Annotated in this window: 18 protein-coding genes and 1 rRNA gene; 15 read left to right on the plus strand and 4 right to left on the minus strand. The window is 62.3% G+C overall.

Translation table 11 applies throughout. From position 1 onward, the window contains the following. Positions 1-12: 12 nt before the first annotated feature. The gene (locus JNO51_RS16250) at positions 13-954 is read left to right on the plus strand and encodes a response regulator (protein WP_215779362.1); all 942 of its coding nucleotides are present in this window, start codon (positions 13-15) and stop codon (positions 952-954) included. Here JNO51_RS16250 and JNO51_RS16255 read toward each other — a convergent pair. Then, positions 878-3157, minus strand: coding sequence for a DNA internalization-related competence protein ComEC/Rec2 (locus JNO51_RS16255; RefSeq protein ID WP_215779365.1), 2280 nt, complete (start codon positions 3155-3157; stop codon positions 878-880). The genes JNO51_RS16250 and JNO51_RS16255 overlap by 77 nt on opposite strands. 166 nt (positions 3158-3323) lie before the next feature. Here JNO51_RS16255 and JNO51_RS16260 point away from each other — a divergent pair, with 166 nt between their 5' ends. Continuing rightward, positions 3324-4133, plus strand: coding sequence for a class I SAM-dependent methyltransferase (locus tag JNO51_RS16260; protein ID WP_215779367.1), 810 nt, complete (start codon positions 3324-3326; stop codon positions 4131-4133). Here the strand turns inward: JNO51_RS16260 and ddaH are convergent. Further along, entirely contained in the window at positions 4122-4883 is a 762-nt protein-coding gene (gene ddaH, locus JNO51_RS16265) for a dimethylargininase (protein WP_215779370.1), read from the minus strand. The genes JNO51_RS16260 and ddaH overlap by 12 nt on opposite strands. A 168-nt stretch (positions 4884-5051) precedes the next feature. Between ddaH and dapC the strand changes: the two genes are divergently transcribed. The 12 genes from dapC to murA all read left to right on the plus strand — a co-directional run bounded on the left by dapC (position 5052) and on the right by murA (position 14457). After that, a complete protein-coding gene (gene dapC / locus JNO51_RS16270; RefSeq protein WP_215779372.1) occupies positions 5052-6248 on the plus strand; it encodes a succinyldiaminopimelate transaminase in 1197 nt (398 codons plus the stop codon). A 37-nt stretch (positions 6249-6285) separates the two neighbouring features. After that, complete coding sequence (dapD, locus tag JNO51_RS16275) at positions 6286-7107, plus strand: 2,3,4,5-tetrahydropyridine-2,6-dicarboxylate N-succinyltransferase (protein ID WP_215779375.1); 822 nt, start codon at positions 6286-6288, stop codon at positions 7105-7107. A gap of 158 nt (positions 7108-7265) precedes the next feature. Next, on the plus strand, positions 7266-8084 hold the full coding sequence (locus JNO51_RS16280) for an ABC transporter ATP-binding protein (RefSeq protein ID WP_215779377.1): 819 nt from the start codon (positions 7266-7268) through the stop codon (positions 8082-8084). Then, complete coding sequence (gene mlaE, locus JNO51_RS16285; protein ID WP_215779379.1) at positions 8077-8862, plus strand: lipid asymmetry maintenance ABC transporter permease subunit MlaE; 786 nt, start codon at positions 8077-8079, stop codon at positions 8860-8862. Before JNO51_RS16280 ends, mlaE begins: the two co-directional genes overlap by 8 nt. A 12-nt stretch (positions 8863-8874) precedes the next feature. Continuing rightward, the gene (gene mlaD / locus JNO51_RS16290) at positions 8875-9369 is read left to right on the plus strand and encodes an outer membrane lipid asymmetry maintenance protein MlaD (protein ID WP_215779381.1); all 495 of its coding nucleotides are present in this window, start codon (positions 8875-8877) and stop codon (positions 9367-9369) included. Between the two features lie 33 nt (positions 9370-9402). Beyond that, complete coding sequence (locus JNO51_RS16295) at positions 9403-10029, plus strand: phospholipid-binding protein MlaC (protein WP_215779383.1); 627 nt, start codon at positions 9403-9405, stop codon at positions 10027-10029. Between the two features lie 3 nt (positions 10030-10032). Beyond that, complete coding sequence (locus JNO51_RS16300; RefSeq protein ID WP_215779386.1) at positions 10033-10311, plus strand: lipid asymmetry maintenance protein MlaB; 279 nt, start codon at positions 10033-10035, stop codon at positions 10309-10311. Then, positions 10311-11129: a VacJ family lipoprotein gene (locus JNO51_RS16305; protein WP_215779388.1), complete on the plus strand. Its 819-nt coding sequence runs from the start codon at positions 10311-10313 to the stop codon at positions 11127-11129. The genes JNO51_RS16300 and JNO51_RS16305 overlap by 1 nt, the downstream gene beginning before the upstream one ends. A gap of 138 nt (positions 11130-11267) precedes the next feature. Next, on the plus strand, positions 11268-12167 hold the full coding sequence (locus JNO51_RS16310; RefSeq protein WP_215779391.1) for an ABC transporter ATP-binding protein: 900 nt from the start codon (positions 11268-11270) through the stop codon (positions 12165-12167). After that, on the plus strand, positions 12167-12922 hold the full coding sequence (locus JNO51_RS16315) for an ABC transporter permease (protein WP_215779394.1): 756 nt from the start codon (positions 12167-12169) through the stop codon (positions 12920-12922). The genes JNO51_RS16310 and JNO51_RS16315 overlap by 1 nt, the downstream gene beginning before the upstream one ends. Positions 12923-12943: 21 nt before the next feature. Continuing rightward, positions 12944-13192 (plus strand): BolA family protein, encoded by a 249-nt coding sequence (locus JNO51_RS16320; protein WP_215779396.1) that lies wholly within the window; start codon positions 12944-12946, stop codon positions 13190-13192. Positions 13193-13200: 8 nt separating this feature from the next. Beyond that, positions 13201-14457, plus strand: coding sequence for a UDP-N-acetylglucosamine 1-carboxyvinyltransferase (murA, locus tag JNO51_RS16325; RefSeq protein WP_215779398.1), 1257 nt, complete (start codon positions 13201-13203; stop codon positions 14455-14457). 72 nt (positions 14458-14529) lie between these two features. Here the strand turns inward: murA and JNO51_RS16330 are convergent, their stop codons facing one another. Continuing rightward, the gene (locus tag JNO51_RS16330; protein ID WP_215779401.1) at positions 14530-15321 is read right to left on the minus strand and encodes a calcium-binding protein; all 792 of its coding nucleotides are present in this window, start codon (positions 15319-15321) and stop codon (positions 14530-14532) included. Between the two features lie 227 nt (positions 15322-15548). Between JNO51_RS16330 and JNO51_RS16335 the strand changes: the two genes are divergently transcribed. After that, positions 15549-16337 carry a calcium-binding protein gene (locus JNO51_RS16335; protein WP_215779403.1) on the plus strand — a complete coding sequence of 263 codons (789 nt, stop codon included), beginning with the start codon at positions 15549-15551 and terminating at the stop codon, positions 16335-16337. 67 nt (positions 16338-16404) lie between these two features. On the opposite strand, the gene rrf is transcribed toward JNO51_RS16335, so the two are convergent. Then, positions 16405-16519, minus strand: a 5S ribosomal RNA gene (rrf, locus tag JNO51_RS16340). Positions 16520-16566: the final 47 nt, after the last annotated feature.

A 16566-nucleotide genomic window follows, 5' to 3' on the forward strand; every position in this document is an offset into this window, starting at 1 on the left:
AGGAGCATCGCCATGGCCCATACCCTGCTGCTGGTCGACGACGAACCCTTCAACCTGGAATTGATGAGCGAACTGCTGGAAGACGCCGGCTATCAGATCCGCACCGCGGAGAGCGGAGAAGCGGCCTGGCAGTTGCTGGAGCAAGAGGGAGAAAGCTATTCCACCGTGCTGCTGGACAAAATGATGCCCGGCATCGACGGCTTCGAGGTCCTGCGCCGCATCAAGGGCAACCCCAAGCTGGAGTTCCTGCCGGTCATCATGCAAACCGCCGTCGGCGCAGCCGCCAGCGTGCAGGAAGGTCTGTCGCAAGGCGCCTTCTACTATCTGACCAAGCCGTTTTCCCGCGAAATGCTGCTGGCGGTGATCGAGGCTGCCGTCAGCCACTGGGACCGCCATGCCTACTTCCGGGAGCTGGCCAATCAGCAGGCGGAGGCACTGGGCTATCTGAGTCAGGCACGCTTCGCGTTCCGTACCCATCAGGAAGCGCAGTGGGTCACCGCACTGCTGGCACGCGCCTGCCCGCACCCCGAGCGCGTGGCGACCGGGCTGTTCGAACTGCTGGTCAACGCGATCGAACATGGCAACCTGCGACTGAGCTACAGCGAAAAGACCCGGCTGCAGGCCGAAGGACAATGGGAAGCCGAATTGAGTCGGCGGCTCGCTGATCCGCAACTCGGACAGCATCAGGTACAGCTGGACTATCACCGTAGTGCGGACACCATCCGCTTCACCATCACCGACCAGGGCGACGGTTTTGACTGGGAGCACTTCCTCGACACCGAGGCCATTTCCTATCTGGAAAGCCATGGCCGCGGCATCCTGATCGCCCGCAAACTGTCCTTTGACCGCGTGCGCTATCAGGGCAACGGCAGTTGTGTCACCGCCGAGATTGCCCTGCAACGACCGGCGGGCCCGAGCGCCAGTGACGGGGCGCCTGCTGACGCCAGCCACTGACGACCGGTCGGGGGCCAAACAGCAGCGTCAGGGCACCGAGCTCATCGGTGCGCAGTACCTGAACGCCGGCTGACTGATACCTGGCCAGCACCGTGGGGTGGGGATGCCCATAGCGGTTGCGCCAGCCGACGCTCATCACTGCCCAGCGCGGGGCCACCGCCTGCAGGAAGGCCATGGAGGACGAGGTTTTGCTGCCGTGATGCGGCACAATCAATACCGTACTGGCCAGCATGGCTCGCTGCCGGGTCAGCAGTTGCGTCTCGACAGACTGCGGGATATCGCCGGTCAGCAACAAGCTCCCGTGCCGCGTCACCACCCTCAGCACACAACTGTGCGGATTATTGCCGTCCTCGTGCCAGTCCGCCGTCGGCCACAACACCTCAAAGCGCACGCCATCCCATTGCCAGCGCCGCCCTGGACGACACAGGGCAAACCCCTGACCCAGCCCCTGCGCACTGGCGGCCTGCCCCAGCCAGAGTTGCTGCACCGGCATGTTCGCCAACAGGGCCGGCGCAGCGCCATCATGATCGGCGTCATGATGCGACAGCATCAGGGCATCCAGCCGGCGCACCCCGCTACCACGCAGATTGGCGACCAGCACCGCCTCACTGGCCGCCACACCGGTGTCGTACAACAGATCGTGGCGTGCCGTCTGCAACCAGACCGCCAGCCCTTGCCCCACATCCAGCACCGTCGCACGCAGTTGACCGGCAGCCGGCCGTGCCGGCACATGGCACAACAGGGGAATCAGCAGCAGCGAGCCCAGCAGCCGGGCAGCCCACCCCAGCGGGGCGATCAGCCACAAGGCCCCAAGCCCGCCCGCCAGCAGTTGCGGCCAGGAAGGCGCCGCCACCCACCAGACCGGCACCGCGGCACACCAGCCCATCACCAGGTAGAACACCCGGCACAACCAGGCACACAACCACAGCAGCGCATCCAGCGGGATGGCTGCCGCCAGCAGGCACAAGGGCGACACCAGCAGGGAGACCCAAGGGATGGCAAAACCATTGGCCAGAGGCGAGACCAGTGGCAAAGCCGAGAAAAACCCGACCAGCGGCACCACCGACATCACGGTCGCCGCCCATTGCGCAGCCAGCATGGCCTGCCATTTATCCGGCGGCTGACGCCTTCCCAGCGTGACCGTCATCAGTGCCGCCACCAGACCGAATGACAGCCACAAACCGGGGAAATACACCGCAAACGGATCCAGCAACAACACAGCGGCCAGCGCCAGCCACCAGATATGCATCGGCGTCAGGGCACGGCGCCAGCACAGCAACAGACAGGCCACCGCCAGCATGAAGAAAGTGCGTCGGGTCGGTACCGACCAGCCGGCCAGCAGCGAATAGGCACCGGCCGCCAACAGCCCGCCCAGCGCAACCCACAGACGCGGGGTACGTCCCGGCCAGGGCCATCGACGCAATCCCTGGCGCACAAGCCAGGCCGCCAGCCCCGCCACCATGCCGACATGCAAGCCGGAAATCGACACAATGTGCGTCACCCCGGTGCGGGCAAACAACGTCCAATCTTCCCGCGCGATCTCCTGTTGCACGCCGACTGTCAGGGCCGTGACCAGCGCCGCCTCGCGCGGCTGCCCGGCCAGCACCCGGGCTGTTCTTTGCGCCACCCGGGCGCGCAGCCGGTCGACCCTGGCCTGCCAATCGTCCGCATCGGGCAGACGCTGCGGCCTGCCGACCACGCGGGCGCTGACCAGCATTCCCTGCGCCCAAAGCCAGGCCTCCGCATCAAAACCATGCCCATTGGCCGTGGCGTGATAGGGCTGCAAACGCAGACGCACCCGCCAGCGGCTGCCCGCCGGCCAGGGCTGGCCACGCCCCAGTTGCAGGCGCACGCGCACCGCCTGCCGCCGCGGCCAATCCGCCTGAGGCGCCAGCTCGGCCAGCACGCGATGGCCGAAAGTGGAGGCCACCGGCAGATCCCGCACCGTCACCACCCGTTCCACCACCTGACCATCCAGCGCACCCGGCAAACGTTCTGCCAGTCGCTGCCCGGCCTGCCATACCCCCCAGGCCAGCCCCAGGCCAATGCCCAGCAAGCCGGCACAGCCACGACGCCACCAAAGCGGCCCGCTTCGCTGCAGGGGCCACAGCAGGCAGGACGTCAGCAACCAGCGCCAGTCCGGCAACTCGGCCAGCCAGACACACAGGGTGACACCACAGACAAATCCGATCAGCGCGCTCATGGTGTCATGGTAGGGAACGGCGTCAGGACGACGAGCGGACAAGTGCCGCGACGCCACACGGCATGTACTGATTTACGGTGCAGGGATCACTGAGTTGCCGCAATGGTTGCCTGTCCCGACTGCATGTCGTATCGTGCCTGCGCCGATGACTCCTTCAAGACAGCCCATGCCTGCCACTCCTCTGTATTGCGCCGACAACGCGCGCCGCGAGCGCGCCGCCCAGCTGGCCGAACGCTATGCCCTGCCTCTGGTACGCCAGCGGCCGGACAGCGGCTACTGGCTGGAGCTGGATTTCGAACGGCTGTCGCTTGTTACCACCGGCAAACATGGCGCGGTGTATGCCGAGTTCGTCGAGGGGGCTGCGCGCCACCGGCGCGAACAGGGAGGGGGCCGTGGCCAGCCGGTGGCCAAGGCCATCGGTCTGAAAGGCCATCAGGGTGAAATGCGGGTGGTGGATGCGACGGCGGGATTGGGGCGCGATGCCTTCGTGCTGGCCAGCCTGGGCTGCCAGGTCACCCTGATCGAGCGCTCGCCGGTAGCCGCCGCCCTGCTGGACGACGCGCTGGAGCGTGCCGCCCGCGCGGCCGACATTCAGGACATCGCGGCACGCATGACCCTGGTGCACGCCGACGCCATTCACTGGCTGACCACCCTGGCCGAAGCGCAGCGTCCGCACGTGGTGTATGTCGACCCGATGTTCCCCGATACCGGCAAAAGCGCCGCCGCCAAGAAAGACATGCAGGCCTTCCAGCATGTCATCGGTGACGATCTGGACAGTGCCGCGCTGCTGCAGGCCGCCGTGGGTGCGGCGCTCAACCGCGTGGTGGTCAAGCGGCCGCGACTGGGTGTGGTCATCGAAGGCCTGGCGCCCTCGGCGCAGATGGAAGGCAAAAGCACCCGCTTCGACATCTATTCGATCAAGGCCCTGATCAGTGCCGGCAAGCTGCCGGCACCGGGTGAAGACTCAGAAGCGTAGCGACATGCAGCTGACACCGCCGTCGATCTTGCGGAACTCCGAGGTGTCGACCTCGATCACCTGATAGCCCAGCGCCTTGACCTTGGCCAGGGTCACCGGATAGCCGGCCGGCATGATAACCCGGTCATTGACCCAGATGCTGTTGGCGGCATAAGCCTCGTGCAGCGGAATCTCCACCACATTGTATTGCTGGAATTCCGGCTTGCTGACGAACTCGCCGGCGGCCAGCAGATTGCCGTGTTCCAGATAGGACAAACCGGTCTTCAGGTGCAGCACCTCTTCCAGTCGTACCACCGAACCGGTCATGCCGTACTTTTCCAGCAGGGCAATCATCTGTCTTGCCCCCTCGGGGTTGGTGCGCGCCGAATGGCCGATGTAGAAATGGCTGCCGACCATCATGATGTCGCCGGCCTCCACCGTGCCCGGTGCCTCGATCCTTTCCACCCGGTCGTAGAAGCGGCCGATGGTATCCGCCAGCAGGGCGGTTTCACCACGGCGCGACTCGGCGCCGGTACGGTTGAGGATGGCGCAGTGCGGGGTGCACAATACCGGATCTTCGACAAATACCGAGTCGGGATAATCATCTGCCGGGGGCAGGATGGTCACATCCACATCGCACTGCCGCAAGGCCTGGATATAGGCATCGTGCTGGGCCAGGGCGCGCTGGTAATCGGGTTTGCCCAGATCACTCGAGGTCAGGCCATCGATCAGGGCACGACATGGGGTACGAACAATCACATGCTGAAACATCCGGAACCTCCCTATGGATAGACTGCGGCAAGACCCCCATCATGCCAGAGACCACACCTTGCAGGGTTTGATCTGACAAGGCCCGGCGCCGGCTTGCGTACAATCGGTCGGCTTTTCAGTTAAGCTATTTGCATTCTTCATTCGCCTTATCGACAGGAAAGACCTCACGTGAATCCTCTGCTGAAGCGTCTGCAACCCTACCCGTTCCAGCGGCTGCGCGCCCTGCTGGCCGGAGTCGTGCCGGCTGCCGGCAAAACCCCGATCAATCTGTCCATCGGCGAACCGAAACACCCGACACCCGCCGTGCTGTGCGATGCCCTCACCGGTGCGCTGGACGGTCTGGCGGCCTACCCGCCGACGCTGGGCGAACCGGCACTGCGCCAGGCCTGTGGCCGCTGGCTGCAAAGACGCTATGGCATCGAGGCCGACACCGAGCGCGAGATCCTGCCGGTCAATGGCAGCCGCGAGGCGCTGTTCGCCTTTGTTCAGGCCATGATCGACCCGAGCGGCGAACAGACTCCGGTGGTGATTTCGCCCAATCCCTTCTATCAGATTTATGAAGGGGCGGCCCTGCTGGCCGGTGCCGAACCCTGGTATGTGAACTGCACGGCGGCCAATGATTTCCAGCCGGACTGGGCATCGGTCCCCGAGTCAGTCTGGCAGCGCACCCAGGTGGTCTTCGTCTGCAGCCCGGGCAATCCGACGGGAGCGGTGATGTCGCTGGAAGACTGGCGTCAGCTGTTCGCGCTCTCCGACCGGCACGGTTTCGTGATTGCCTCGGATGAATGCTATTCGGAAATCCACTTCGGTCAGCCGCCGCTCGGCGGTCTGCAGGCCGCCCGCCAGCTGGGGCGCGATTTCAGCCGCATCGTGATGTTTACCAGCCTGTCCAAGCGCTCCAATGCGCCCGGCCTGCGTTCCGGTTTTGTGGCCGGCGATGCCTCGCTGCTGGAAGCCTTCCTGCTGTATCGCACCTATCATGGCAGCGCCATGAGCCCGACCATCCAGCGCGCCAGCATCGCCGCCTGGGATGACGAGGCACACGTCGAAGCCAACCGCGCCGCCTATCAGGCCAAGTTCGATGCGGTGGTTCCCCTGCTGGCTGACTGCCTCGGTGCCCGGCTGCCGGACGCATCATTCTATCTGTGGCTCAAGGTGCCGGGGGGCGATGACCAGGCCTTTACCCGCCGCCTGCTGGCCGAGGAAAACATCACGGTACTGCCAGGCTCCTTCCTGGCACGCGACGCCCATGGCAGCAACCCGGGTCAGGGCTATATCCGCATCGCCCTGGTCGCACCGCTGTCAGAATGCGTGGAAGCCGCCGAACGTATCCGGTATCTTGTCAGTCATTCATCACGGAATTGAATCAATGAATCCACCCATTCCCATGCAAGGACATCATATGCATCCGATCCAGGCTCTGATCGAAGAATCTTTCGAACGTCGCGCCGATATCACCCCGACCACGGTCAGCCCGGAACTCAAGGCAGCCATCGACCAGGTCATCAGCGAGCTGGACAGCGGACGACTGCGCGTGGCGGAGAAAATCGACGGCCAGTGGGTCACGCACCAGTGGGTCAAGAAGGCCGTGCTGCTGTCGTTCCGCATCCGCGAGAACCAGGTCACCGATGATGGTGTGACCCGCTACTACGACAAGGTGGCGACCAAGTTCGGCGACTGGAACGAAAAGCAGTTCCGCGAAGGCGGTTTCCGCGTGGTACCGAATGCGATGGTACGCAAGGGCTCCTTCATCGCCAGGAACGCCGTGCTGATGCCGTCGTACGTGAATATCGGCGCCTATGTGGATGAAGGCACCATGGTCGATACCTGGTCCACCGTCGGTTCCTGCGCCCAGATCGGCAAGAATGTCCACCTGTCCGGCGGTGTCGGCATCGGCGGGGTGCTGGAGCCCCTTCAGGCCAATCCGACCATCATCGAGGACAACTGCTTCATCGGTGCGCGTTCAGAAATCGTCGAAGGGGTGATCGTCGAAGAGGGCTCGGTCATTTCCATGGGGGTCTACATCGGCCAGTCCACCCGCATCTATGATCGCGAAACCGGTGAAATCCACTACGGCCGCGTGCCGGCCGGCTCGGTGGTCGTCTCCGGCAATCTGCCCTCGAAGGATGGTACCTACAGCCTTTACTGCGCGGTCATCGTCAAGAAAGTGGACGCCAAGACCCGTGCCAAGACCAGCATCAACGACCTGCTGCGCGGCATTTGAGTCCGTCCCGGGCGCACCGGCACCAGCCGGTGCGCTTCACACACCTTTGTCATTGAATTTGCCGAAGATTTGGCTTATTTGGTGCAACTCTATAAACTTGCAATTGATGCACAGCAATAATTCACCTTTGTTCACTTTCAAATAACATCGGGTTATCCGTGTCTTCTGATTTTTTTATTGAGCTCAGAAACGTCAGTTTTGCCTATGGCAGACGACCGATTCTGAAGAATATCAATTTGCGCATCCCGCGCGGACAGCTCGTCGCCATCATGGGCGGCAGCGGCAGCGGCAAGACCACGCTGCTGCGACTGATCTCCGGTCAGTATCGTCCGCAGCATGGCGAAGTGCTGGTTGATGGCAAGGACGTGGCGAAGATGGGGCACGCAGAACTGTTTGCCCATCGTCGCCGCATGGGCATGCTGTTTCAATTCGGCGCCCTGTTCACCGACTTGTCGGTCTTCGACAACGTCGCCTTCCCGCTGCGCGAGCATACCGACCTGCCGGAAAGCATGATCCGTGATCTGGTGGTCATGAAGCTCAACGCTGTCGGTCTGCGCGGCACCCAGAATCTCATGCCGTCCGAACTGTCCGGCGGCATGGCGCGCCGGGTCGCGCTGGCCCGCGCCATTGCGCTCGACCCGGCCCTGATGCTCTATGACGAGCCCTTCACCGGTCTGGATCCGATTTCGCTCGGCGTCATTGCGCTGCTGATCAAGAAGCTCAATGACGCGCTGGGCACCAGTGCCATCATGGTGACGCACGACGTACACAAATCCCTCGATATCGTCGACCACGTGTATTTCGTCGCCAATGGAGAAATCATTGCCGAAGGCACGCCGGATCAGGTGCGGGCAGCCGAATCCCCCTGGGTCCACCAGTTCGTGCACGGCGAGGCCGACGGCCCGGTACATTTTGCCTATCCGGCCGGCAGCGAGCTGATGGCCGACCTCGATCTGCAGGGAGGCACGCATGCCTGAGTTTCTGACCTCTCCCTTGCGCAAGCTGGGTCACAGCACCATCAACGGCATCTGGCGTCTGGGTTATGCCAGCCGCTTCCTGGTCGCCATCCTGATGTACTCGGGCCAGAGCCTGCTGCGCTTCTCCCTGGTGATTCGCGAGGTGTATTTCGCCGGCGTGCTGTCACTGATCATCATCATCGTGTCCGGGCTGTTCGTCGGCATGGTGCTGGGGCTGCAAGGCTACAACACGCTGTCGCGCTTCGGCTCGGCCGATGCCCTCGGCGCGCTGGTCGCCCTGTCCCTGCTGCGCGAGCTTGGCCCGGTGCTGGCCGCCCTGCTGTTCGCCAGCCGCTCCGGTTCGGCCATGACGGCGGAAATCGGCCTGATGAAAACCACCGAGCAACTCGATGCCATGAGTGTCATGGCCGTCAATCCGGTGGCACGGGTAGTGGCACCCCGCTTCTGGGCCGGGGTGATTTCCATGCCGGTCCTGGCGGCCTTGTTCAATGTCATGGGGATTTTCGGCGGCTATCTGGTCGGGGTGGTAATGATCGGCCTGGACCAGGGAACCTACTGGTCCCAGATGAATAACTCCGTCGATCTCCACTATGACGTCATCAACGGGCTGATCAAGAGCCTGGTCTTCGGTATCGCCGTCACACTGATCGCTGTTTTCGAGGGTTACGATGCCACGCCGACCGCGGCGGGTGTCTCCGCCGCCACCACCCGCACGGTGGTGACCTCGGCACTGGTGATCCTGGCACTCGATTTTGTGCTGACAGCCTTCATGTTTTAGGAAGAAAAACCAATGAAACGCTCTACTATTGATCTGTGGGTCGGCTTGTTTGTCGCCATCGGCATTGCCTGCATCACCTTCCTGTCGCTCAAGGTGGCCAACCTGACCCCGCAAAGCGCCGACAGCACCTATGTACTGACGGCCGATTTCGACAATATCGGCGGACTGAAAATCAAGGCGCCGGTGAAGTCCTCCGGGGTAGTGGTTGGTCGTGTGACCAATATTGACCTGGACACGCAGCGCTATGTGGCCCATGTCACCCTGGCGGTCGACAAGCGTTACCAGTTCAGCCGCGATACCAGTGCCGAAATCCTGACCTCGGGCCTGCTGGGCGAACAGTACATCGGCCTGACCGAAGGCGGCGATCCGGACAACCTCAAGCCGGGCGAGCGCATCACCATTACCTCGTCGGCCCTGGTGCTGGAACAGCTGATCAGCAAGTTCATGCTCAATTTTGCCGAAAAGGGCGATGCGCACAGTGGCAAGAACGCCAGCGCGGCCCAGTAACAACCACTTTAACTGCCGGAATGAAATAGCACCATGAAAAAACTGCTCTTTACCCTGCTGTCCCTGTTCACGCTGGCTTTGCCGGCCCTGGCCCACGCGGACGTGTCGCCGGTCGACTTCGTGCGCGACAACTCCAAGCAAGTGCTGGATGTCCTGAAGAAGGAAGATGGCCGCAACACGCGCAAGGTTCGTGACCAGATCGAAAGCATGGTCATCCCCAAGTTCGACTTCAAGCGCATGACCGCCTACGCCGTCGGCAAGAACTGGCGTATCGCCACACCGGCCCAGCAGGATGAACTGACCACCCAGTTCCAGACCCTGCTGATCCGCGTTTATGCCTCGACCATGACGCGTTACAAGAACGCCCAGATCGACGTCAAGCCGAATGCCGTGATGAACAACAATGGTGCCGAAGCCGTCGTGCGCACCGAAGTCACCCTGCCCAACAGCAGCGGCAACCAGAAGCCGGTATCGGTCGATTACACCCTGTACAAGACCAGCCAGGGCTGGCGTGTCTACAACGTCACCGTCGAAGGGGCCAGCCTGGTTACCGCCTATCGCAGCCAGTTTGATACCGAGGTACAGAAGTCTGGCGTCGACGGCCTGATCAAGTCGCTCAAAGACAAGAACGCCAAGCTGGCGCAAAACGCAGGTGCCTGATCGATGCAGATCCAGCTTGAAGGCAAGCTCGACATGGACCGCTGTGGCGAGCTGGCAAAAAAACTGGCCGGCCAGCTCAAGGTGGGCGACCACCTGACGCTGGACTTGGCCAACGTACAGACGGCCGACTCGGCTGCGCTGGCACTGATTCTGGAGCTGCAGCGCGCCTGCCGCACGCAAAGCGCCAGCCTGCACCTGCAAGGTCTGCCTGCCGGCCTGCAGGCGCTGGCAGCACTCTATGGCATCGAAAGCCTGATTCAACCGTCAACGGAAAACTCCTGATGAAAGCCGTACAGATCGCCACCCTGTGCGCCACCTTGCTGGCAGCCGGCTGTGCCAGCCACCCGGCCAATCCACAGGACCCCTACGAGCCACTGAACCGCTCGATCTACAGCTTCAATGACAAGCTGGATCGTGCAGTAGCCAAACCGGTTGCCCAAGCCTATCGCAAGGTGACACCGCAACCGGTACGTACCGGTGTCGGCAACTTCTTCGACAACGTGATGGACGCCTACAGCTTCGTCAACGATGTGCTCAGCGCCCAGCCGGTCAAGGCCATGAATGATCTGATGCGGGTGGCGGTCAATACCACCCTCGGGGTCTTCGGCCTGGTCGACTTTGCCACCCCGATGGGCCTGCAAAGCAACAAGACCACCCTGGGCGACACGCTGGCCCGCTGGGGCTGGAAAGACAGCAACTACCTGGTACTGCCATTGCTGGGCCCGTCCACCGTGCGGGACGGCATCGGCACCATGACCACGGTCTATGTCTCGCCGGATCGCCGCATCCTGTACAAGGAACCAGCCACCGCCAACGTCGCCTGGGGCCTGCAACTGGTCGACAAGCGCCAGCGCCTGCTGGAGGCCGGCGAAGCGATCGACGAGGCCGCGCTGGATCCCTACAGCTACACCCGGGATGCCTACCTGCAATACCGTGCCGCGCAGATCAACGGCAATCGGGTGGACGCTTCCGCCCCGGCTGCCGGCAAGCCAAACGACGATATCGATATCGACCAGCTGGTGGCCCCGGACAGCGCGCCCAGCGCGACACCAAGCAGTGCCCCACTGGCCCGCAAGCCGGACGCCTCCGCCGCGCACTGAACGCACGCCCCCCGAATGGGTTGTCGGTATATCATGACCGACAACCCATTCTTTTTTATGCAATTTCCTGTCCACAACTACTGACAGTTATCCATCTTGCGCATATAATTCGCCTCTCTTTGCCGATGATGGACCCCCATGCCTAGTGCAATCACCATTCAGTCGGTCAGCAAGCACTTCGGCGCGCTGACCGCGCTCGATCAAGTCAGCTTTACCGTTGAACCCGGCGAGTTCTTCGCCCTGCTCGGCCCGAACGGCGCCGGCAAGACCACCCTGATCAGCGCCCTGGCCGGCCTGACCCGTCCGGACAGCGGCAGCATCCATGTCATGGGGCACGACGTGCAGCGCGACTTCCGCCAGGCACGCCAGAGTCTGGGCGTCGTCCCGCAGGAACTGGTGTTCGATCCCTTCCTGTCTGTGCGCGAAACCCTGCAGTTCCAGTCCGGCTATTTTGGCCTGACACGCAACGATGCCTGGATCGATGAGCTGTTGTTCAAGCTGGGGCTGGCCGACAAGGCAAACGCCAATATGCGGGCCTTGTCGGGCGGCATGAAGCGTCGCGTCATGGTGGCGCAGGCGCTGGTGCACCGTCCGCCGGTCATCGTGCTGGACGAGCCGACAGCCGGCGTCGACGTCGAGTTGCGGCAAAGCCTGTGGGTATTCGTCCGCGAACTCAACCAGGCCGGACACACCATCGTGCTCACCACCCATTATCTGGAAGAAGCCCAGGAGCTGTGCAGCCGCATCGCCATGCTCAAGAAGGGCAAACTGATCGCGCTGGAAGACAAGAGCCGGCTGCTGGCGCACAGTGCGCGCCGCGAAGTGGCGCTCAAGCTGTCCGCCCCGCTGCCGGCAGCCCTTCAGCCGCTGCAGCGCCCCAGTGATGACGATCGCATCGTTCTGCAGCTGAGCGATATCGCCAAACTCGAATCCGTGATGGCCTGCCTGCGCGAAGCCGGCGTGGAAATCCGCGAACTGTCGGTCATCGAAACCGATCTGGAAGATGTGTTTGTCAAAATGATGCAAGGAGGCAACTGATGCAGGGCTTCCTGACACTGTTGAAGAAAGAACTGGTGCGCTTCTGGAAGGTATCGTTCCAGACCGTGGCCGCGCCGGTCATGACGGCCCTGCTGTATCAGCTGATTTTCTCTCATGCCATGGCACGGCATATCGAAGCCTACCCGGGAGTCAGCTATACGACCTTCCTGATCCCGGGCCTGGCCATGATGTCGATGGCGCAAAATGCCTTCGCCAACGGCTCGTCCAGCCTGATCCAGTCAAAGATCACCGGCAATATTGTCTTCCTCCTGCTGCCGCCGCTGTCGGCACTGGACTTCTTTGCCGCCTACCTGCTGGCTGCCGTGGTACGCGGTCTGGTGGTCGGTCTGGGTGTCCTGGTCGTGACGGCCTGGTTCGGACTGCCCTGGCCGGCGCATCCGCTCTGGGTGCTGGTCTTTGCCGTACTCGGCTGTGGGGCGCTCGGCGCGCTTGGCGTCGTTGCGGGCATCTGGGCGGAAAAATTCGACCAGCTGGCTGCCTTTCAGAACTTTTTGATCATGCCGCTGACTTTCCTGTCAGGGGTGTTTTACTCGATACACACCTTGCCCCCCTTCTGGAAGGCCGTGTCGCACTTCAACCCGGTCTTCTACATGATCGACGGCTTCCGCTACGGCTTCTTCGCCCAGTCGGATACCAGCCCATGGCTGGCATTCAGCGTCGTCGGGGCAAGCTTCGTCTTCATATCGGCAATGGCCTTGTGGCTGATCCATTCCGGCTACAAGCTGCGCCGCTAGCATTCTTTTTCAGGAACACTCATGGTTACCGCCGAACAGGTCAAGCAATACATTGCCGCCGGACTGGACTGCACCCACCTCGAAGTCGAGGGTGATGGCCATCACTTTTACGCGACCGTTGTCGCCGAGGCCTTTGCCGGAAAGCGGCTGGTCGATCGCCACCGCATGGTGAAGGAAGTCATCAAATCGCGCCTGGACAGTAATGAAATCCATGCCCTGTCCATCGTCAAGGCCAAGACCCCGGACGAATGGCAGCAACAGCAGGGCTGACCGCGATCATGGAAAAATTGCATATTTGCGGCAACGGCCCGCTCAAGGGCGAAATCCGGGTTTCCGGTGCCAAGAACGCCGCCCTGCCCATCCTGTGCGCCGGTCTGCTGACCGCCGACACCCTCAAGCTGACCAACGTCCCCATGCTGCGCGATATCGCCACCACGCAGAAACTGCTGCAGGAGATGGGCGCGCGGGTCATGACCGACAACGTGCATGAAATCGAGATCACGGCCTCGGCCATCGACAATCTGGTCGCGCCCTACGATCTGGTCAAGACCATGCGCGCTTCCATCCTGGTGCTCGGCCCGACCCTGGCGCGTTTCGGCGAAGCCACCGTCTCCCTGCCCGGCGGCTGCGCCATCGGCAGCCGCCCGGTCGACCTGCACATCAAGGGGCTGGTCGCCATGGGGGCAGAGGTCATCATTGAGCACGGTTACGTCAAGGCGCGCGCCAAACGCCTGCGCGGCACCAATATCGTCATGGATATGGTCAGTGTCGGCGCCACGGAAAACCTGCTGATGGCCGCCGTGCTGGCCGAAGGCACCACCGTGCTGGAAAATGCCGCGCGCGAGCCGGAAATCACCGATCTGGCACTGTGCCTCAACAAGATGGGCGCCGACATCAGCGGCATCGGCACGGATCGACTGGTGATCCATGGGGTCGAACGCCTGCATGGTGCTGAACATGCCATCATGCCGGACCGCATCGAAGCCGGTACCTTCCTGGTTGCCGCCGCCATGACCCGCGGTCATCTGGTGCTGCGCAATGCCGACCCGTCCTCCATGGATGCGGTTCTGGACAAGCTGGCCGAAACCGGCGCGGTCATCGAAGCCGGCAGCGACTGGATCTCGCTCGACATGAAGCACCGTCCCAAGGCGGTCAATGCCCGCACCCTGCCTTATCCGGCCTTCCCGACCGACATGCAGGCGCAGCTGATGACGCTCAACTGCGTGGCCGAAGGGACGGCCGTCGTCACCGAAACCATCTTCGAAAACCGCTTCATGCACGTGCCAGAGCTCAATCGCATGGGGGCGCAGATCGAGGTGGAGGGCAATACTGCCATCATCAAGGGCGTCGAGAAGCTCTCCGGCGCCACGGTGATGGCCACCGACCTGCGCGCCTCCGCCAGCCTGGTGATTGCCGGCCTGGTGGCCGATGGTGATACCTATGTAGATCGCATCTACCATCTGGACCGCGGCTACGAGCACATCGAAAAGAAACTCAGCGCCGTCGGTGCCCAGATCGAGCGCATCGACAGCTGATCCCGACTTCCGGGAAGACCACGCCCCGCCGATCTTTCCGCGGGGCGTGATCTTGATAGCCGACGACCTGGTTCAGTCCGCCTGCAGGCGGCGCAATACCTCATCGGTCGAGAGCGTCCCGGCCAGCGTCAGATCCGAGGCAACAAAGCGTATTTCGTGGTGACACTCGGGTCCGTTCAGCGACAGTCGGCTACCCGCCGGAGAGGACTGCAAGCCGATCGAGGCCACGCAGGCAGGCCATCGCAGGGAATCCACCCCCAGCTCGAAATCCACGATGGTGTCCTGCCCGTCCATCTCTTCCGCCAGCCAGATAAACCGGTCATGTCCATCTCCACCACTGATCCAGTCATGGCCCGGTCCACCGCGCAGCCGGTCATCACCCTCCCCGCCAAACAGCTGGTCATTGCCGGGCCCGCCTGACAAAGTATCCGCCCCCTCTTGTCCGTACAGTTCGTCATCTCCCGCGCCGCCATCCAGTTCATCATCCCCACTCGCGCCCTCGATATAGTCATCGCCCGGTCCACCATACAAATGGTCATTGCCGGCCTCGCCCCCCAGATCATCCATGCCATAGCCGCCCAGCAAGCGATCATTGCCCGGGCCACCATGCATCACATCATCACCGCTCTGCCCCCACAGCAGATCATCCCCCTCCCCACCCTCCAGATAATCATTGCCGGCGCCACCGATCAGGACATCATTGCCCGCTGCGCCATACAGATAATCATCCAGTCCCCGTCCAACCAATATATCGTTGTCGTGTCCCCCTTCGATACGCCCACCTTGCGGCGGAGCCATCTTCACCAAACGACCTCCTGACGTCACACGCTCGCTGCCGCTTGCCGCTGTCTGCTGTTGCAACATGATCTCTATTCCTCTGTAGATTCGCACCAGACATCACGCTGGATGCACCTCCGCAGCGTACGACGAAGCCAGTGCGATGTTTGTGGGGGGATTCTGACCGTCGCGGTAAAACACACAGCATCATCCCCAAAACACAGTCAGAACATGAGCCGTCCCTGTCTGAGGTGCAGTTGCCTGAGCTAAGGTAGGTGCCTCGTGCGACAACACTTTCCAACAGGAGACAGACCATGCAGCTGCTTGCAACGCAGTACCAGGCATCACCTTTCGCGTCGGACCACCTCCCATGGATAATCGGCAGCACCGAATCGGACCGGCTGCAGGGCAGCCCGGGGCCAGACTGGCTGGAAGGCGGCCAACGGGAGGATTTTCTCCACGGACAGGACGGTGATGACCTGATGTTTGGCGGTGAAGACAATGATTATCTCTATGGGGAGACGGGTAATGACTGGCTGTGGGGCGAAGAGGGTGACGATACCTTGCGCGGCGGGCCGGGACATGACTGTCTGAGCGGGGGCGACGGGGTGGATGATCTCGCAGGTGATGACGGTGACGATCTGCTCTCTGGCGGCGAAGGAGACGATTTTCTGGAGGGATTTGCCGGTCATGATTCACTTTGGGGCAACCACGGCGATGATGAGCTGCATGGACACCAGGGCAAGGACCACCTGTCGGGTGGAGCAGGCAATGATTTGCTGCGAGGCGGCGAGGAGGACGACCTATTGCATGGCGGCCCGGGCCACGACTGGATGTACGGCGGTGCCGGGCGCGACCAGTTTGTCTGGCAGGCAGAAGACCTGGACGGGCAGGACACTGTCGCCGACTTCGAGTTGGGGGTAGATACACTGCACTGGCCTTCCAGCATCGAATCAGCCACCGTGCGACTGGCAGACGGCAATAGCCAACTACTGCTGAGCGCTCGCGGGGTCTGCCATGAGATCACGTTCATCGCGACCGATCTGACACTGGGAGGCAACTTGTCGGCAGACGAGGTTTTGCGTCGATTACAAGCGATCTGACTTGCTGAACCTGTCGCATGCACAAAGCAAAAAGCCCAGACCTGAAGGTCTGGGCTTTGCATGGGGAGTCTGGCAGTGTCCTACTTTCACACGGCGAATGCCGCACTATCATCGGCGCTAAGGCGTTTCACGGTCCTGTTCGGGATGGGAAGGCGTGGGACCACCTCGCTATGGCCGCCAGACATAAACTGTCTACAAACTGCAGAAGCCGTTTGGTTTGAATTCGTAT

This window comes from Paludibacterium sp. B53371 (assembly GCF_018802765.1).
Classification (GTDB): Bacteria; Pseudomonadota; Gammaproteobacteria; order Burkholderiales; family Chromobacteriaceae; genus Paludibacterium.